This is a genomic window from Flavobacterium sp. SORGH_AS_0622 (assembly GCF_030818825.1).
Taxonomy (GTDB): Bacteria; Bacteroidota; Bacteroidia; order Flavobacteriales; family Flavobacteriaceae; genus Flavobacterium.
Genome location: NZ_JAUTAX010000001.1, coordinates 1983666 through 1997542, shown reverse-complemented (window position 1 = coordinate 1997542; position 13877 = coordinate 1983666). Strand labels below are relative to the sequence as shown.

14 protein-coding genes are annotated in these 13877 nt (G+C 32.9%); 4 read left to right on the top strand and 10 right to left on the bottom strand.

Features of this window, described 5'->3' with window-relative positions; genetic code table 11:
* Nucleotides 1-264: 264 nt before the first annotated feature.
* The 8 genes from QE431_RS08675 to QE431_RS08640 form a co-directional block, all read right to left on the bottom strand.
* The gene (locus tag QE431_RS08675) at nucleotides 265-1695 is read right to left on the bottom strand and encodes a glycosyltransferase (RefSeq protein ID WP_057118297.1); all 1431 of its coding nucleotides are present in this window, start codon (nucleotides 1693-1695) and stop codon (nucleotides 265-267) included.
* A 12-nt stretch (nucleotides 1696-1707) separates the two neighbouring features.
* Nucleotides 1708-2529, bottom strand: a complete 822-nt coding sequence (locus QE431_RS08670) for a hypothetical protein (protein ID WP_307295020.1) — start codon at nucleotides 2527-2529, stop codon at nucleotides 1708-1710.
* 74 nt (nucleotides 2530-2603) lie between these two features.
* Entirely contained in the window at nucleotides 2604-3746 is a 1143-nt protein-coding gene (locus tag QE431_RS08665; protein ID WP_307295018.1) for a YaiO family outer membrane beta-barrel protein, read from the bottom strand.
* Entirely contained in the window at nucleotides 3746-4111 is a 366-nt protein-coding gene (locus QE431_RS08660; RefSeq protein ID WP_307295016.1) for a response regulator transcription factor, read from the bottom strand. The genes QE431_RS08665 and QE431_RS08660 overlap by 1 nt, the downstream gene beginning before the upstream one ends.
* Before the next feature lie 78 nt (nucleotides 4112-4189).
* Nucleotides 4190-6175, bottom strand: coding sequence for a GAF domain-containing hybrid sensor histidine kinase/response regulator (locus QE431_RS08655; RefSeq protein WP_057118301.1), 1986 nt, complete (start codon nucleotides 6173-6175; stop codon nucleotides 4190-4192).
* A gap of 78 nt (nucleotides 6176-6253) precedes the next feature.
* Complete coding sequence (locus QE431_RS08650) at nucleotides 6254-7195, bottom strand: homocysteine S-methyltransferase family protein (RefSeq protein ID WP_307295013.1); 942 nt, start codon at nucleotides 7193-7195, stop codon at nucleotides 6254-6256.
* An 85-nt stretch (nucleotides 7196-7280) separates the two neighbouring features.
* Nucleotides 7281-7919, bottom strand: coding sequence for an NAD(P)H-binding protein (locus tag QE431_RS08645; protein ID WP_307295011.1), 639 nt, complete (start codon nucleotides 7917-7919; stop codon nucleotides 7281-7283).
* Nucleotides 7920-8026: 107 nt separating this feature from the next.
* Nucleotides 8027-9328 (bottom strand): alginate export family protein, encoded by a 1302-nt coding sequence (locus QE431_RS08640; RefSeq protein WP_307295010.1) that lies wholly within the window; start codon nucleotides 9326-9328, stop codon nucleotides 8027-8029.
* Between the two features lie 132 nt (nucleotides 9329-9460).
* On the opposite strand from QE431_RS08640, the gene QE431_RS08635 reads away from it, so the two are divergent.
* The 3 genes from QE431_RS08635 to QE431_RS08625 all read left to right on the top strand — a co-directional run bounded on the left by QE431_RS08635 (nucleotide 9461) and on the right by QE431_RS08625 (nucleotide 10861).
* Complete coding sequence (locus tag QE431_RS08635; RefSeq protein ID WP_307295009.1) at nucleotides 9461-9787, top strand: helix-turn-helix transcriptional regulator; 327 nt, start codon at nucleotides 9461-9463, stop codon at nucleotides 9785-9787.
* Between the two features lie 52 nt (nucleotides 9788-9839).
* On the top strand, nucleotides 9840-10310 hold the full coding sequence (locus QE431_RS08630) for a DUF6428 family protein (RefSeq protein ID WP_134141622.1): 471 nt from the start codon (nucleotides 9840-9842) through the stop codon (nucleotides 10308-10310).
* A 131-nt stretch (nucleotides 10311-10441) separates the two neighbouring features.
* Nucleotides 10442-10861 carry an arsenate reductase ArsC gene (locus QE431_RS08625; protein ID WP_057118307.1) on the top strand — a complete coding sequence of 140 codons (420 nt, stop codon included), beginning with the start codon at nucleotides 10442-10444 and terminating at the stop codon, nucleotides 10859-10861.
* A gap of 46 nt (nucleotides 10862-10907) precedes the next feature.
* Here the strand turns inward: QE431_RS08625 and QE431_RS08620 are convergent, their stop codons facing one another.
* Entirely contained in the window at nucleotides 10908-11816 is a 909-nt protein-coding gene (locus tag QE431_RS08620; protein ID WP_307295006.1) for a nuclear transport factor 2 family protein, read from the bottom strand.
* A gap of 92 nt (nucleotides 11817-11908) precedes the next feature.
* Nucleotides 11909-12979: a nitronate monooxygenase family protein gene (locus QE431_RS08615; RefSeq protein ID WP_307295004.1), complete on the bottom strand. Its 1071-nt coding sequence runs from the start codon at nucleotides 12977-12979 to the stop codon at nucleotides 11909-11911.
* Between the two features lie 229 nt (nucleotides 12980-13208).
* Here QE431_RS08615 and QE431_RS08610 point away from each other — a divergent pair, with 229 nt between their 5' ends.
* Nucleotides 13209-13802 carry a hypothetical protein gene (locus QE431_RS08610; protein WP_057118310.1) on the top strand — a complete coding sequence of 198 codons (594 nt, stop codon included), beginning with the start codon at nucleotides 13209-13211 and terminating at the stop codon, nucleotides 13800-13802.
* Nucleotides 13803-13877 lie beyond the last annotated feature (75 nt).

Below are 13877 nucleotides of genomic sequence, written 5' to 3'. Positions count from 1 at the left end.
GGCGAGTCTCTCTACAAATTTAGAAAAAAAACATTAGTAATAATTTTAAAAATACAGGTTTGTAAGATCAATGTATTATTTTTTATTATTCTGCGATCAAACAAATTTCAAAAACAGTTTTTTCCTTTTCATTTTTCTAGAGAATATAAACTCCATGGGCTTCTATAATGTTTTTAGATAAAGTTAAACCTATCCCCGCACCTTCTTTTGTAGTGGTAAAACAATCGCATCAACCATTAACAATCAACAATCAACAATCAACCATTATTTCTTAGTAAATCCTTTTCTCGTCATTTCTCCCCAGCCTTTCGTTCCCATAATTTTTTCTTTGTACCCCACTAAAGCTGCATAAACAGTAAGTGGATGAAAATACAACGGTTCAATAAAAGCGGCCATAAGAAGCTTAAAGAAATCAATTTGTTTGGGATATTTATGATACGTTCGTTCTTCGCTATACAAAGCAATAACTGAAAAGAAAACAGCAAATGAATACACAAATAACAAAAGCAAAAAGAAAAAATGCCAGTTTAGAAGACCAAATATTATAAAGAAAAGAGTTATTATAAGACCAATAAACTCAATTGCAGGAGCTAAAAACTCAAACAAAGTCCAATATGGTACGCTTAACATTCCTAATAATTTGTATTTAGGATTCAAAAACATTCTTTTGTGAATACTAAGGGTTTCGATTGTTCCTCTCATCCAGCGGCTGCGCTGTTTTTTGAAAATCTTAAAATCTTCTGGAGCTTCTGTCCAACAAAGCGGATCTGGGATATAACTCACCGCATACGGAAGTTTGTTCTCCAGCATATAACGGCGCATTCTTACAATGAGTTCCATATCTTCCCCAACCGTTTTTGTGCTATAACCTCCACACATTATAGCTACTTCTTTATCAAATGCACCAAATGCTCCGCTTATAAGCAGTAAACCGTCCAATCTTCCCCATGCCATTCTACCTAACAAAAAAGCTCTTAGATATTCTAAAACCTGAATTCTTGGCAACATACGATCTGGAATATTAACCTCAACCAATCGTCCGTTTTTAATTATGCACTGATTGGCAATTCGAACAACTCCGCCTGTGGCGATAATACGTTTTCCGTGTGATTCTAAAAATGGTTTTGCCAGTTTTAAAAGCGAATCTTTATCGAGAATACAATCAACATCTATACAAACTACATAAGGGTTTTCGGCAATATTAAGTCCAACGTTTAGAGCATCGGCTTTACCTCCATTCTCTTTGTCGACAACTATTAATTTTTTATAAGCCGCGTTTCTTGAAGTGTAAATTCCTTTGATTTTTTTAGTTTCAATTTGCGGATGAATATCTAATTCAGTCAAAACAAGATCATAGGTTTTGATCAGGATTTCCATTGAATTGTCCTTACTGCCGTCATTCACTAAAATTACTTGATAATGATTATAATTAAGAGAAAGGAGTGATTTTACATTTTCTTCAATAGTTAAACCTTCATTGTATGCAGGAGCAATCAGCGAAAGTTTTGGTGCAAATTCACTGGTAAGAAGCACTTCATAATCAACAAAACTATTTTTCTTAAGGTAACTTCGCAGTTCTTTTGTAGAAAGATAAGCGAGTAGTAAATAAGAAGACATAATTAATATGGCATAACCCAGTATAAGAAGTATGTATACATCCAAAAACCATATTATTTCAGTAGTAAAAAAAGTCATTTTCTTATAAAGTTAAACGGTTAATGTCTGCAGAATACTTTGCGCTTCGTATTTTATTACTGTGTTTGGAGCTTTTGCAGCCAATTGTGCTACGAACGGAATTTTCTGTGTCAGTTTTAATTCTTTTATCAGTTTTAACCCCAGCGTAATAACAGTTGTATTCTGAGATTCTAATAAAAGCTCAATTCCCTTTGTATCTCCTATATCGTGTTTTTTAAACGCTGCGATAATGTTCAGCTGAGTCCAATCATCAATAGGATCTGAATGTTCGACCAGATATACAACGCTTTTTGTGCCCGCAAGTCTAATACAGGCGTTTATGGCAGTAATTTTTAAAGTTTTATTTCGAGCTTTTGAATAACTTATGATTTCATCAAAAGCTTCTGTAATATTAAACTCTGCCAGTTCTGTGATTCCTTTGCATTTTACTTCCCATTTTAGACTTTTAAGTTTTCTAAAAGAGCCTTTTATCAAATTAGAATCTTTATAAAATTGTTCAAGCTTTTGTGCATAAATGCCTTCGTAATTCTTATGCAGATTTATAATTGATTCTGTCAATACTTCCTTGAAAAATGAAGTATCAAAAAGCACTAAAAAGTTTTTATTTTCTTTGATGCTTGAAAATGAAACATCGTTAAAGATTACTGATGTCATCAATTGATCAATCTCTGCACTATATTCATTTCTAAGTCTTTCTCTTTTAATTTTCTTATTTCGGCTTGCTACAATTAACAAGTACAAAATAAATGAAACGCAAACAAATGCGTAAATAGAAAAAGTAAGGAAAGGTATTTCCCAGCTGCCGTTTTTATATATTTCCCAGATATCTTTCATATTAAAAACGTTTAGTTACAATTAACTGAACATTAAATCTGTTTCTGTATTCTCCTGGAATATATTCTTCGCGCTCATACAGGAAAATAGGACGCACAAAGAAAGATTCGCCCAAAACGATGCTGATATTGTATTCCTGCTCTATAAGCTTTTAAAGGCTGGGTAAAACTATTATAGAGATATAAATACGGAACATTTCCGTATTGCAATTCAAATCTTATCAAACGTTCTTTTTCTTCATTTACTTTCTGCAAGCTCAAAACATGAGAAAACAACTCGTTTGAAGTATCATAATACGGTCTGTATGCCACAGTATAAGTTCCAGCTGTATACGCAATTTGTCCCGTTAGTAAAGTGATATCATCTGTATCAAAATGCATAAATCTGGCTCCCAGAGAATAATCAAACTTTTTATGCGGAGCAAAATAATATTCTAAACCTGCTTTTGCGACAGGAAATATTGTTTCGCCTGTAGAAATTCCACCATTTGCATATAAATAACTTTTGTTGGAGAAAGTCTGATAATAATCGGCTTCGAACAACATTTGTGTATCGTCATTAATATGCCCCACATTGGCACGGCCGACAATGGCAGATTTGCTGAATTTATGTGAATATTCTACATAACCATAATGAAATGGCGACTGTCCTGGTTCTGAAGTTGAAATATTCAAGTAAGAAGCAGAAACGGTATTTTTTGCTTTGCGTCCTATGAGTGTACGTATTCCACTGAATGCCTGAGTGCTGTTATCGATAAAAGATGCTTTTTCTATTAAATCTAATGCTTCTTGGTCACGATTGAGTTTCTCTAAACAAGTGGCTTTTATCTTTAAAACATCAATGGATTTTGGATCAATTACAAGATATTTATCGCAGTAAGTAATACACTTTTCATAATCTTCAGACCAAAAATAAATATTAATAATAGCCTGCAGTGCTTCTGGATTTGGATTAACTCTGTCTGCCATTGGAGACAAAATTTTTACTGCTGTTTTATAATCTTTTTTCCAGCTGTAAATACGTCCGGTGTAGACTTGAATATCTTCATTTTCTGGAAACTTAGCTCGTAATTGTTCAATTAGCGACAATGCTTTATCGTAGTTTTCTTTTTCTACTTCTCGTTTTACATTTGCCAAAGTCTCGTCTACATTGACTTCCTGCCCAATTGCAATGGACGAAAAAAAGAGTATAAAAATGGAGTAATAGATAAACTTCATTAGAAACGTTTGTTTAGTAATTTATTAATCCTTACCAAAAGTACAGCCGGACTGACTGGTTTGGCAATAAATTCATTGGCGCCTATATCGAAAGAATCTAATTCGGTTTGTTCTACACCCGAAGAAGTAAGTATAATTATGGGAACATCGGAGTTAATGCTTTCTCTAACATATTGCGTGATTTCCATTCCGCTTTTTCCGGGCATGTTTATATCTGTCAGAATTAGATCGTAATGATTGGATTCTATTGCCTCCAATGCATCTTTTCCATCTGAAAATTGGTCAACACTAAATCCTTTAGATTCTAAGAAAAAAGATAATGATTTGCGTAGGATGTCATTATCTTCTGCTAAAATAATTCTCATTTTTTTTATATTTATCTTTGGGGCAAACTTTTATATTATGACATCATAATTGTAAAGCTAGAATATATTTCTCTTTTATCATAGCGCTTTCAGAATTTTAACGACTTCTGCAATTCCACAATGTAAAATATTCACTTTATCAAGAGTTTCGCTGGTAAATTCATTCGCTTTTGCTTCTTCTTCAATTATACTAACACAATTACTAAGATCTTCAAGCATAAAAATATCTAAACTCGATTTCATATTATGAGCTAGCTTTTTTACGGTATCGTGATCGGTATTATGAAATGCTTCTTCTAATTGTGCTGTTTGAGCTGGTATCTTTTCTATAAAAAGATTGATCATTTCTTTTCTAAAATCGGGATCTCCGCAAGACATTTCATCCAGAAAAGAAAGATTTAAAACTCTTTTATGCGAAATGTCATTATCTGGGTTCATTACCGTTTTTATTGCTTTTAAAAGAACTGACTGTTTAAATGGTTTTGGCACATAAGCATTCATACCTACTTTGTAACAGCGCTCCTGCTCTCCCACTAAAGAATGCGCCGTCATGGCTATAATCGGAATTGACGAATTCATTTCGTTACGAATATATTCTGTTGTCTGATAACCATCTTTAAGAGGCATTTGAAGATCCATCAAAACCAAATCATATTCATTTTGAGACAAAAGTTCTATTCCTTCTTCTCCATTATGCGCAATATCCAAATCAAATCCGAAATTATTAATTACGCTTTTTGCCAGCTTTTGGTTTAAAACATTGTCTTCGCAAAGAAGTATTTTAAGATGACCAAGGTCATTTTTAGACATTAATTTTACTGGAGCTTCTATAACTTGTGCCTTTTTATAGCTAAGAATAAAGATAAATTCAGAACCACGGTTCAGTTCACTTTTTACCTTAATTTCTCCATTTTGCAATTCTATTAACTGCTTTACGATGTTAAGACCAAGTCCTGTACCACCGTAAGTTCTCGTGGTACTTTCTTCTCCTTGAGTAAATCGTTCGAAAATAGTTGTCAGCTTGTTTTTCTGGATACCAATTCCGGTATCTTTTACTGAAAACTTTAATGTATAATTATCTTCTGTTTCTTCAATTTTTTTGACAGAAACGGTTACTTCACCTTCATTGGTAAATTTAAGGGAATTGCCTATCAGATTAACCAATATTTGGTTGAGTCTACCTTGGTCGCCAACCACAACATCTGGCATTTCTGCATCTAAAAATAGATTGAACTCTACTTCTTTCTGCCTCTTTACTTTTAATAAATCATAAACGTGTTTAAGGGTCTTTTTTAAATTAAATGGCTCCGAATCAATTGCCAGGTTCCCCGATTCAATTTTAGAAAGATCTAAAATATCATTTACAATCAACAGCAGATTTTCTCCTGCTATCTGCACGCTTTCAATATATTCACGCTGAACATCATCTAAATCAGTCTGAGCAAGAAGATCAGTAAAACCAATTACGGCATTTAAAGGTGTTCTGATTTCGTGGCTCATATTGGCCACGAAACTATCTCTAGCTAATACTGCTTTTTCAGCAATTTTTTTCTGGGCGTCTAACTGGGCATTCTTTGTGCCTAATTCTAATTGAGCAATTACGTGTTTAGCAATAATTGAAAGTGCATTTCGCTGATTATCGTTAAGTTCTTTAGTAACATGGTCTATAGCACACAAAGTTCCTATATTGTAGCCATCAGGCGTTGTAAGGGGAACTCCTGCGTAGAATCTAACATTAAATCCGCCGGTAACATTAGGATCGTTTTTAAATCTATCATTTAAATGGGTATCATTTATTTCTACCATTTTCGATTCCATAATCGTATAGCGGCAAAAAGAGATTTCTCGAGGCACTTCAGATGCTCCAATTCCAATTTCAGACTTAAACCATTGTCTGTTTTCATCTATAAACGAAATATGAGCAATGGGAACACCGCAGATGTAAGAAACAAGCTTTGTTGCATCGTCAAAAGCGTGATCGGGAAGTGTATCTAATATATTATAGCGTTTTAAAGCTGCTAAACGTTGTAATTCGTTTTCTGGTATGGGGAAATCGTTATTCATTTTATTAATAGGTAAAGCGTACAAAGATAAGCTAATTTAAAATATGACATTTACCTAGCTATTAGTTTCTTATAAAACTTAACTCCTTATTTGCTCAATAATTTCTACCAAATGTTCTTCATCTGTGCCACAGCAGCCTCCAAAAACGTTTAAGTGACCAAAGGAATCTTTCAATTTTTTATATTCTTTTCCTAGTTCTTTGGGAATTCCACGATCTAATACTGTGGATTCGTCTAGTTCTGCGTGGCTTTTGCAAGACGCATTTGCCCTAATACCTTTTATTCGTTTGATCCAATTTTCATCTTCTTTCAATTCTTTAAAAAAATGGGCTGGATGTGCACAGTTAATCATGTAATACAAAGGCGGAACTGATACACTTTTATCTACTTTTTGTATTGCTTCTTTTAGACTCATGCCAGTTGGCAATTTTCCATCTGTTTCAACTGTAAATGAAATAACAACAGGGGTGTTCACGTTTTCTGCAGCCTTTACGATACCAATAACCTCTTCTACATAATTCATAGTAAGTGCAGAAACAAAATCGACTGGAGCGATATTTAATGCCTTAATTTGGTCAGAATGATACGCTTCTGCTTCTTCAATACTCATACAATTTTCAGGTACGTATCCATCGCCACGAGGGCCAATACAACCGCTTATAAGAATGGAATGTATATCTTTTTCAAATATTGTTTTTAACTCAGCAAGCAATACTACTGCTTTTTTATTTAAGGCCGATAACTCATCCCTAGGATAACCAATTCTTTGAATCCAATCTGGGTTTGCACGCCATGTTGGAGTTTCTAAAATAAAATTGGTTTTGTATTTTTTGGCAATATTTAAATATCGTTTGTAATAGTTTTTGATTGCTTTATAACCCGGCTGATGCTTCAATAAATCAAAAGCAGCAAAACAAGGCAGATCAAATCCTTCCAGAAAAATTAAGGTTGTTTCAAGTCCTCCATCTGTTAAAAACACATCATCAGACTCTGTCGGTAAAGTATTTTTATTCGTCTCCATTTACATTCCTAATTATAAGTTATTAAAAATAAAATAAATAACATTATAAATATACGAAATTATAATTCTGGAAATTGATAAAAAATCAAAGCGCAATAATACGATCCAATTCAAGTATTGTTGTTCCTCTTGAAAGTGCTGTTGGAGCTTTTAGTAACTTATCTGCTAGCAATGAGGTCGAAATTGGTTTTACGTTTTTGAAAAGGCCTATGGCATTGAATAATTTAATAACTTTAATTGAAATTTTTTCGCCCAATCGATCCGTATTTTGACGAATTAAAGGTCCAGGTCTGAAAATTATATATTGTGAAAAATTAAGATCATCTATATATTCTTCAAGCTTTCCTTTCATTTTAGAATAAAAAACACTGCTTTTTGCTGATGCACCATAAGAGGAAACCAAGACCAAAGAATTTACATTGTTTTTTCTTGCAGCAACTGCAAATGCTGCCGGAATATCAAAATCTATTTTCCATTGATTATCTTTTGAACCTGCATCTTTTAATGTGGTGCCGAGGCAGGAAAAAAGAACGTCTCCAGTAATTAAATCCTGAAACGAATTTACATCTGAAAAATCAACAATATGCTCCGTAAGTTTTGGGTGCGATTTCCCAAATGGCCTTCTCACAAAAACTGAAACAGAGGCATAATTATTATCCTCTAAAAGCCTATCAACCAGTTCTTTTCCTGTTGCGCCCGTTGCACCAATTATCAATGCTTTCATAACTAAATAGTTTTAAAAGTAAATATAATGATCTTTTTAATCGAAACCTCTTTTACTACCTTAAGAAAGAGGTTTTATTGATTACTCATGTAATGGGGTTTATTTTATTATTTTTTTGCTCTTCTCCAATTAACAGCATTAAAAGAATAAGAAACCATCAAGTAACTCCAAAATGATAATTTGTTTTCATCCTGCACTTTTGGAAGGTTTTTCATTGAATCTGTTGCTTTATAAAATGAAAATGCGGCGTTAATTTCCAGCTCTTTTAACGGAATATATCTTACTGAAAAATCATTCTCAAATCCCAGAAATCTAGACATATCCTGATTTAAACCGTCTACTAACGGATATTGGGTATAAAAAAGATGAAAATCGTTACGAAGCGATAATTTTGTGTTTAAAGGAAAAGAAGCAAATAGATAAGGATTTACCAAACCTTTTCCTCCTACATCAGCGGGAAAGCGGGTAAACACATTCATATTTCCATTAAATTTCCAGGTAACGCCATATAAAACGTCAAAATCTGCGGTTCTATCAATATTTAAAGCAGCACTACTGCCGCTTATAATTTCTGCACCCAAACGCCATGTTGATTTTTGCAGTGACAATTTAACCTCCGGCTGAAAATAGTATGCCAGCAAATGCTGTCCTTTCTGATTTTGTCCAAATTGCAAATAACTGTTTAAAGTATAATACCACTGATTCTTTTTAAACTCGATTCTCCCTCCTGTGGTTGCCCGTGCGTACAAAGTTTCTCCATTTGTTTTTTCTAAAAAATCAACCGTACTACTCGAGTTGAAAGAGAAGTTTTGATGTGAGTTATAACTAAAATTATACACCAGCATGTACTTATATTTATTGGATGCAACAGGCGAATAAGCTGCCTCAAAACTAGTATTGTAATTTCGTGTAAACAAAAAGAAAAGATCATTCATAAAATGTTTAGAATATTTCATGATTCGAATTCCTTCATGCGATCTTCCCTGCTGTGCCCAAGGAGCATCAGAAAACAATCTCCCATTATCCAATAAAACACTTTGCCTTCCTATACGAAAATTTACATTCTTAAATTTAGTTTCTAAAAACAATTGATAAAAATTAATACTTCCGACTTTAGAATTAGAATTTTCATTATCCCAAAGATGAATTTCTTGGACGTCAGCCTTTACGAGCCATTTTTCTTGGGAATACTGCATTGAAATCCTATTTCGCTGTGTAATATAAAAATAAGGATCAATAGAATCGTTTGGAGGCAGTATGTAGTTTAAAGTATATTCTGCTCTTGGACGAACTTCTATATTTAATATAAACTGCCTGGCTATAGTATCGATTTGCTGTGCGTTGACGTGATTACCAATTGCGGTAAAAAAACAGAAAATGGAAAATGCTGCAAATGTATTTTTTGGCACTATTTGATATTATCTATAGAATTAATATACAAATGTAATTATTGTCTCGTTATTTCATTCGAAGAAATTTAACTTTAAAAATTATATTGTAATTAATTATTATCGTAATATTGCAATATTAAATTACAAAAAATGGGAGCAACTAAAACAGAACATTTTACAGATGCACAAAACCAGATTGCTACAATTGCTAAAGCATTGGGACATCCTGCCAGAATCGCAATTCTAGAATATTTGCTTAAGGTGAATGACTGCATTTGCGGTGATATTGTAAACGAACTTCCGCTTGCACAGCCAACAGTTTCGCAGCATTTAAAAGAACTTAAGAATGCGGGTATCATTAAAGGAAATATTTCAGGAAACTCAATTTGCTATTGTATTGATGAAAAAGCTATTGCTATCTTAAATACTTATTTCTTAAAAATCACACAAAGCCTTTCACAATCTAAATGCTGCTAAACATTTTTTTGAAAAACTCTATCGTAATATTGCATTAAACAAATAAAAAGTTATGAAACTATCAGAAATCAAACAGCTTTTACCAACATTACAAAATGTTGAATTTCAGTTAGAAAATGGAACCTTTGTTCCAGAACATTTCCATGTAACCGAAGTGGGAATTATCAAAAAGAACTTTATAGACTGCGGAGGTGTTGTACGAAATGAGGAAGTGGTAAACTTCCAGCTTTGGAATGCCAATGATTTTGAACATCGATTAAAACCAAATAAACTACTGCATATCATCCAGCTTTCGGAAGATAAGTTACATATTAAGGATCTTGAAATCGAAGTAGAATATCAAAACGCAACTATTGGAAAATATGATTTGGATTTTAATGGGAAAAACTTTGTTCTTAAAAATAAAACAACAGCTTGTTTAGCACAAGATGCGTGCGGTATTCCATCTGAAAAACAAAAAATAATTCTAAGAGAATCAATCGATAACAGTTCTTGCTGTACACCAAATTCTGGATGCTGCTAATAATGAAAGCACTAATTATTAAATATAAAAAACCTATTATTATTACCACTTCCGTTGCTGTGCTGCAACTTATTTTTGGCTTTTGAACCCAAATTTTGCATCATTAATATCATTTGGTTATTCGTTTAAACATGGAAAAGAAAATACTTATACTTTGTACAGGAAACAGCTGCAGAAGCCAGATTGCAGAGGGTTATATGAGACATTTTGCCAAAAATAAAGCTGTAGTTTACAGTGCGGGCGTAGAAACCCACGGCGTAAATCCGAAGGCTGTTTTTATAATGAAAGAAGATGGAATTGACATTTCAAATCATACTTCAAACAATATTGATGAATACACTAATATTGATTTTGATTTTGTGATTACGGTCTGCGATAATGCTAAAGAACGCTGTCCATTTTTTCCAACAAAAGCACAAAAATTTCATTATAATTTCCCAGATCCAGCCAAAGCAACTGGAACAGATGTCGAAATCGAAGAACAGTTTAGAACTGTAAGAGAATTAATAAAAGAATATTGCAGAGATTTTGCTGCAAAAAATTTAGCCTAAAATTTATTTACTAAAACCATTCTTTTAAACAAGAATGGTTTTAGTTTTAATCATGATTTACCATTTGGCGAAAAAGCATTAATTCTCCGTTACTATTTCTTTTCCAAACATTTATACTTTTTCCTTTTACATTTCCTTTTTTATCTCCATCGCTCCAATCGACACTGTAATAACCAAATTCTACAATTGCTTTTTGGGCATTAATAACTCCAGAAGTACGAATCGAAATTTGATCGATACTTAAAGTTCCTGGTTTTTCATGTTCTATAAAATAAGCTGTGATATCTTTTTCGCCAGATAAAATCGGAGTGTAATAGGTTAAATACATGGCGTCAGGCAGAAACATTTTTGCATGTTCGCCACCTAACCTATTTTGCACCAATTTTTTTATTGAATTGTTCCTTTCTATTACTTCCAAATTTAATTTATCAGATGTAACAAATTCTTTTGTGGAAGGAACTAATGCATCATCAATTTCAGGAATAAATCTGTCATCAAAATAACTGTCTGATCCCCATATTTCTGCAGCAATGGTCATTGGTTTATTTTTGGAAGCTTTCTTCCATAAAACCATATATTTTCCCGAATACGTATAGGGTTTTAAGTTTTGCTTATCCAAATGTTCCGTAAAATTTCCAATTTCCAAAACATAGCTTCCAAAATCCTGAAGTTCAAGAATAGTTCTTTGATAAGAAATAACTTTTGCCTGATCTAGCCATTGTTTATAGAAATCAGCAATGCTTTTATTTCCAGTTCTTTGCCTGCTGTGCTCGGGCATTAAAATGGTTTGTTCTGTATAGGCTTTTAGTAAAGCTTCTTTATTTCTTCCAGTAAAGTCTGCTGCAAAAGAAGAATTGTAATTTTCTATCTGCTTGCGAACATTCGAATCTATTTTATTTTCTTGTGCAAAAACTCCCAATGCAAAAAGAAAAAAGGTAAAACTAAATTTGATCATATCCAGTTCTTTTTAATTGACATTCAAATATAAAACATTAATAATCAATATTTTAAAATATATCAAAAATAAATAACTCGACTATATTACTGCTACTTTACACTAAACTTTTCTACCTCTTCGATTAAATTCTTGATAAGATTTCCTGTTGAAATTTCGCTGTAATCAGTAATTGACTGGCCCGCCCAAATACCTACAAAATCTGGATTTTTTACCAGTTTAGAAGCCTTTCTCAATTCGGCAGTCAATTTATTTTGATAAGGATATGGGAGAACAAATTCCGTATTTTCAACTTCTTCGATAAAAGCATTTCTAATACCTCGGGCGTATCTGCCAGAAAAACTTTTAGTTAACACAATTTCGTTTTCTTTTAAATTTCTAAGACGTTGTTTTTCAAAATCATGTAAAGCACTTTCGGCAGAACCTAAAAATAAGCTTCCAATTTGAAAACCATCGGCACCGAGCAATTTAGCAGCCAATAAGGTTTTAGCATTGTAAATACCGCCTGCATAAATAATAGGTGTTTTTACAGTTTCTGTTACTTGAGACAACAGTGGCATTCCTCCTATCTGCGGAATAGTTTCTTCTAAAAAACTTCCTCGATGTCCGCCAGCTTCAATTCCTTGTACACAAATGATGTCAATACCGCTATTTTCCAATACAACAGCTTCTTCAACAGATGTACAAGTTCCTATTAAAAGCACATTATTTTCTTTTAATTTGGAAATACTTGCAGCATCCAAATTCCCAAAAGTGAAACTAACAATACGGCAGTTTTCTTTCAGAATCACTTCAATTTGATCGTGATAATCGGTCAGTTTAATTTCGCTTAAAAGCGGAAAATCTGCCACTACTCCTGATTTTTGACTAAAATCTTTCAAAAATGCTTTTGTTTTATCATAATCGGCCTGGAGTTTTGGTGAAATCGCATCAATTTTATTTAGAAAAATATTTACTGCGAAAGGTTTGTTCGTTAATTCTTTTGTGGCTTTAATCAATTCGATACACTTGTCTGCCGGAAGATCTCCAAGAGCCAGCGATCCTAAAGCACCTGCATTAGAAGCTGCAGCAGTCATTTCTGGAGTTGTAACACCAAGCATCGGAGCTTGTATAATTGGATAATCAATTTTAAACAAGTTGGTTAAATTATTTTTCCATTCCATAATATTTGATTTTTGTATGAAAACGAATCTTGCAAAACAGATTCTGATTTCATACATAAAGATAAGCCAGTTTCAGCGATAAAATGTCAAATCCTGAATGAGATGGAAGTTAAATTTTCGACAATTAATTGGTAATAATACAATAATTAGCCCCATAAAATGTTTATATAGAAAGACCTAATTGGTCATTTTTTAATAATTATTACCCCAAGATTAATATTTACAAAGTATGAAAAAAATATTTTTGATAACTGCTATTGCTTCGTTTTCAACGCAGATTTATGCTCAGGAATTAAACAATAAGTTCAAATCAATTCCGGCAAAAGATCCTGCCGTTAAAGAAGTTATTCCGCCGAAAGAAGTTTCTCCAAAAGAAAATCCGCCGGCAGTCGTAGAAAAACCTGCTCCACTACAGGTTAATCCAGACGAATTGTTCAAAGACACCAATCTATACAAACAGGAATCGAATGTTGATGGGATTTTTTATAGAAGAAACCAGTTTTTAGGAAACTTTAATACCAATGCGGTTACTTCTACTGTTATGTATCGAGATGCTGCTTTTGTAGATGGCGATAAAGTAAAAGTATATTTAAACGATAAAGTTATTGAACCTGAAGTTTCTTTGGATGGCGAATTCAAAAGCGTTAAAATAAATTTGGTTAAAGGAATCAATAAAATTGATATTGAAGCTTTAAACGAAGGATTCGCTTCTCCAAATACTGCCGAATTTAAAGTTATCGATGACAAAGGTGCTGTTATTTCTGCCAGCGAATGGAATGTCGGAACGGGTTATAAAGCTGTAATTGTTTTAGTTAAAGAATAAAATCTTCACTCGAATACAATTCAAAATCATAAAAAACACTTAAAACTGCTGACTTCAGCAGTTTTTTATTTGCAT

What these genes read in the sequence shown, in the direction of transcription:
- QE431_RS08675 (WP_057118297.1), bottom strand. Translation starts at nt 1,695, where the DNA reads ATGACTTTTTTTACTACTGAAATAATATGGTTTTTGGATGTATACATA.
- QE431_RS08670 (WP_307295020.1), bottom strand. Translation starts at nt 2,529, where the DNA reads ATGAAAGATATCTGGGAAATATATAAAAACGGCAGCTGGGAAATACCT.
- QE431_RS08665 (WP_307295018.1), bottom strand. Translation starts at nt 3,746, where the DNA reads ATGAAGTTTATCTATTACTCCATTTTTATACTCTTTTTTTCGTCCATT.
- QE431_RS08660 (WP_307295016.1), bottom strand. Translation starts at nt 4,111, where the DNA reads ATGAGAATTATTTTAGCAGAAGATAATGACATCCTACGCAAATCATTA.
- QE431_RS08655 (WP_057118301.1), bottom strand. Translation starts at nt 6,175, where the DNA reads ATGAATAACGATTTCCCCATACCAGAAAACGAATTACAACGTTTAGCA.
- QE431_RS08650 (WP_307295013.1), bottom strand. Translation starts at nt 7,195, where the DNA reads ATGGAGACGAATAAAAATACTTTACCGACAGAGTCTGATGATGTGTTT.
- QE431_RS08645 (WP_307295011.1), bottom strand. Translation starts at nt 7,919, where the DNA reads ATGAAAGCATTGATAATTGGTGCAACGGGCGCAACAGGAAAAGAACTG.
- QE431_RS08635 (WP_307295009.1), top strand. Translation starts at nt 9,461, where the DNA reads ATGGGAGCAACTAAAACAGAACATTTTACAGATGCACAAAACCAGATT.
- QE431_RS08630 (WP_134141622.1), top strand. Translation starts at nt 9,840, where the DNA reads ATGAAACTATCAGAAATCAAACAGCTTTTACCAACATTACAAAATGTT.
- QE431_RS08625 (WP_057118307.1), top strand. Translation starts at nt 10,442, where the DNA reads ATGGAAAAGAAAATACTTATACTTTGTACAGGAAACAGCTGCAGAAGC.
- QE431_RS08620 (WP_307295006.1), bottom strand. Translation starts at nt 11,816, where the DNA reads ATGATCAAATTTAGTTTTACCTTTTTTCTTTTTGCATTGGGAGTTTTT.
- QE431_RS08615 (WP_307295004.1), bottom strand. Translation starts at nt 12,979, where the DNA reads ATGGAATGGAAAAATAATTTAACCAACTTGTTTAAAATTGATTATCCA.
- QE431_RS08610 (WP_057118310.1), top strand. Translation starts at nt 13,209, where the DNA reads ATGAAAAAAATATTTTTGATAACTGCTATTGCTTCGTTTTCAACGCAG.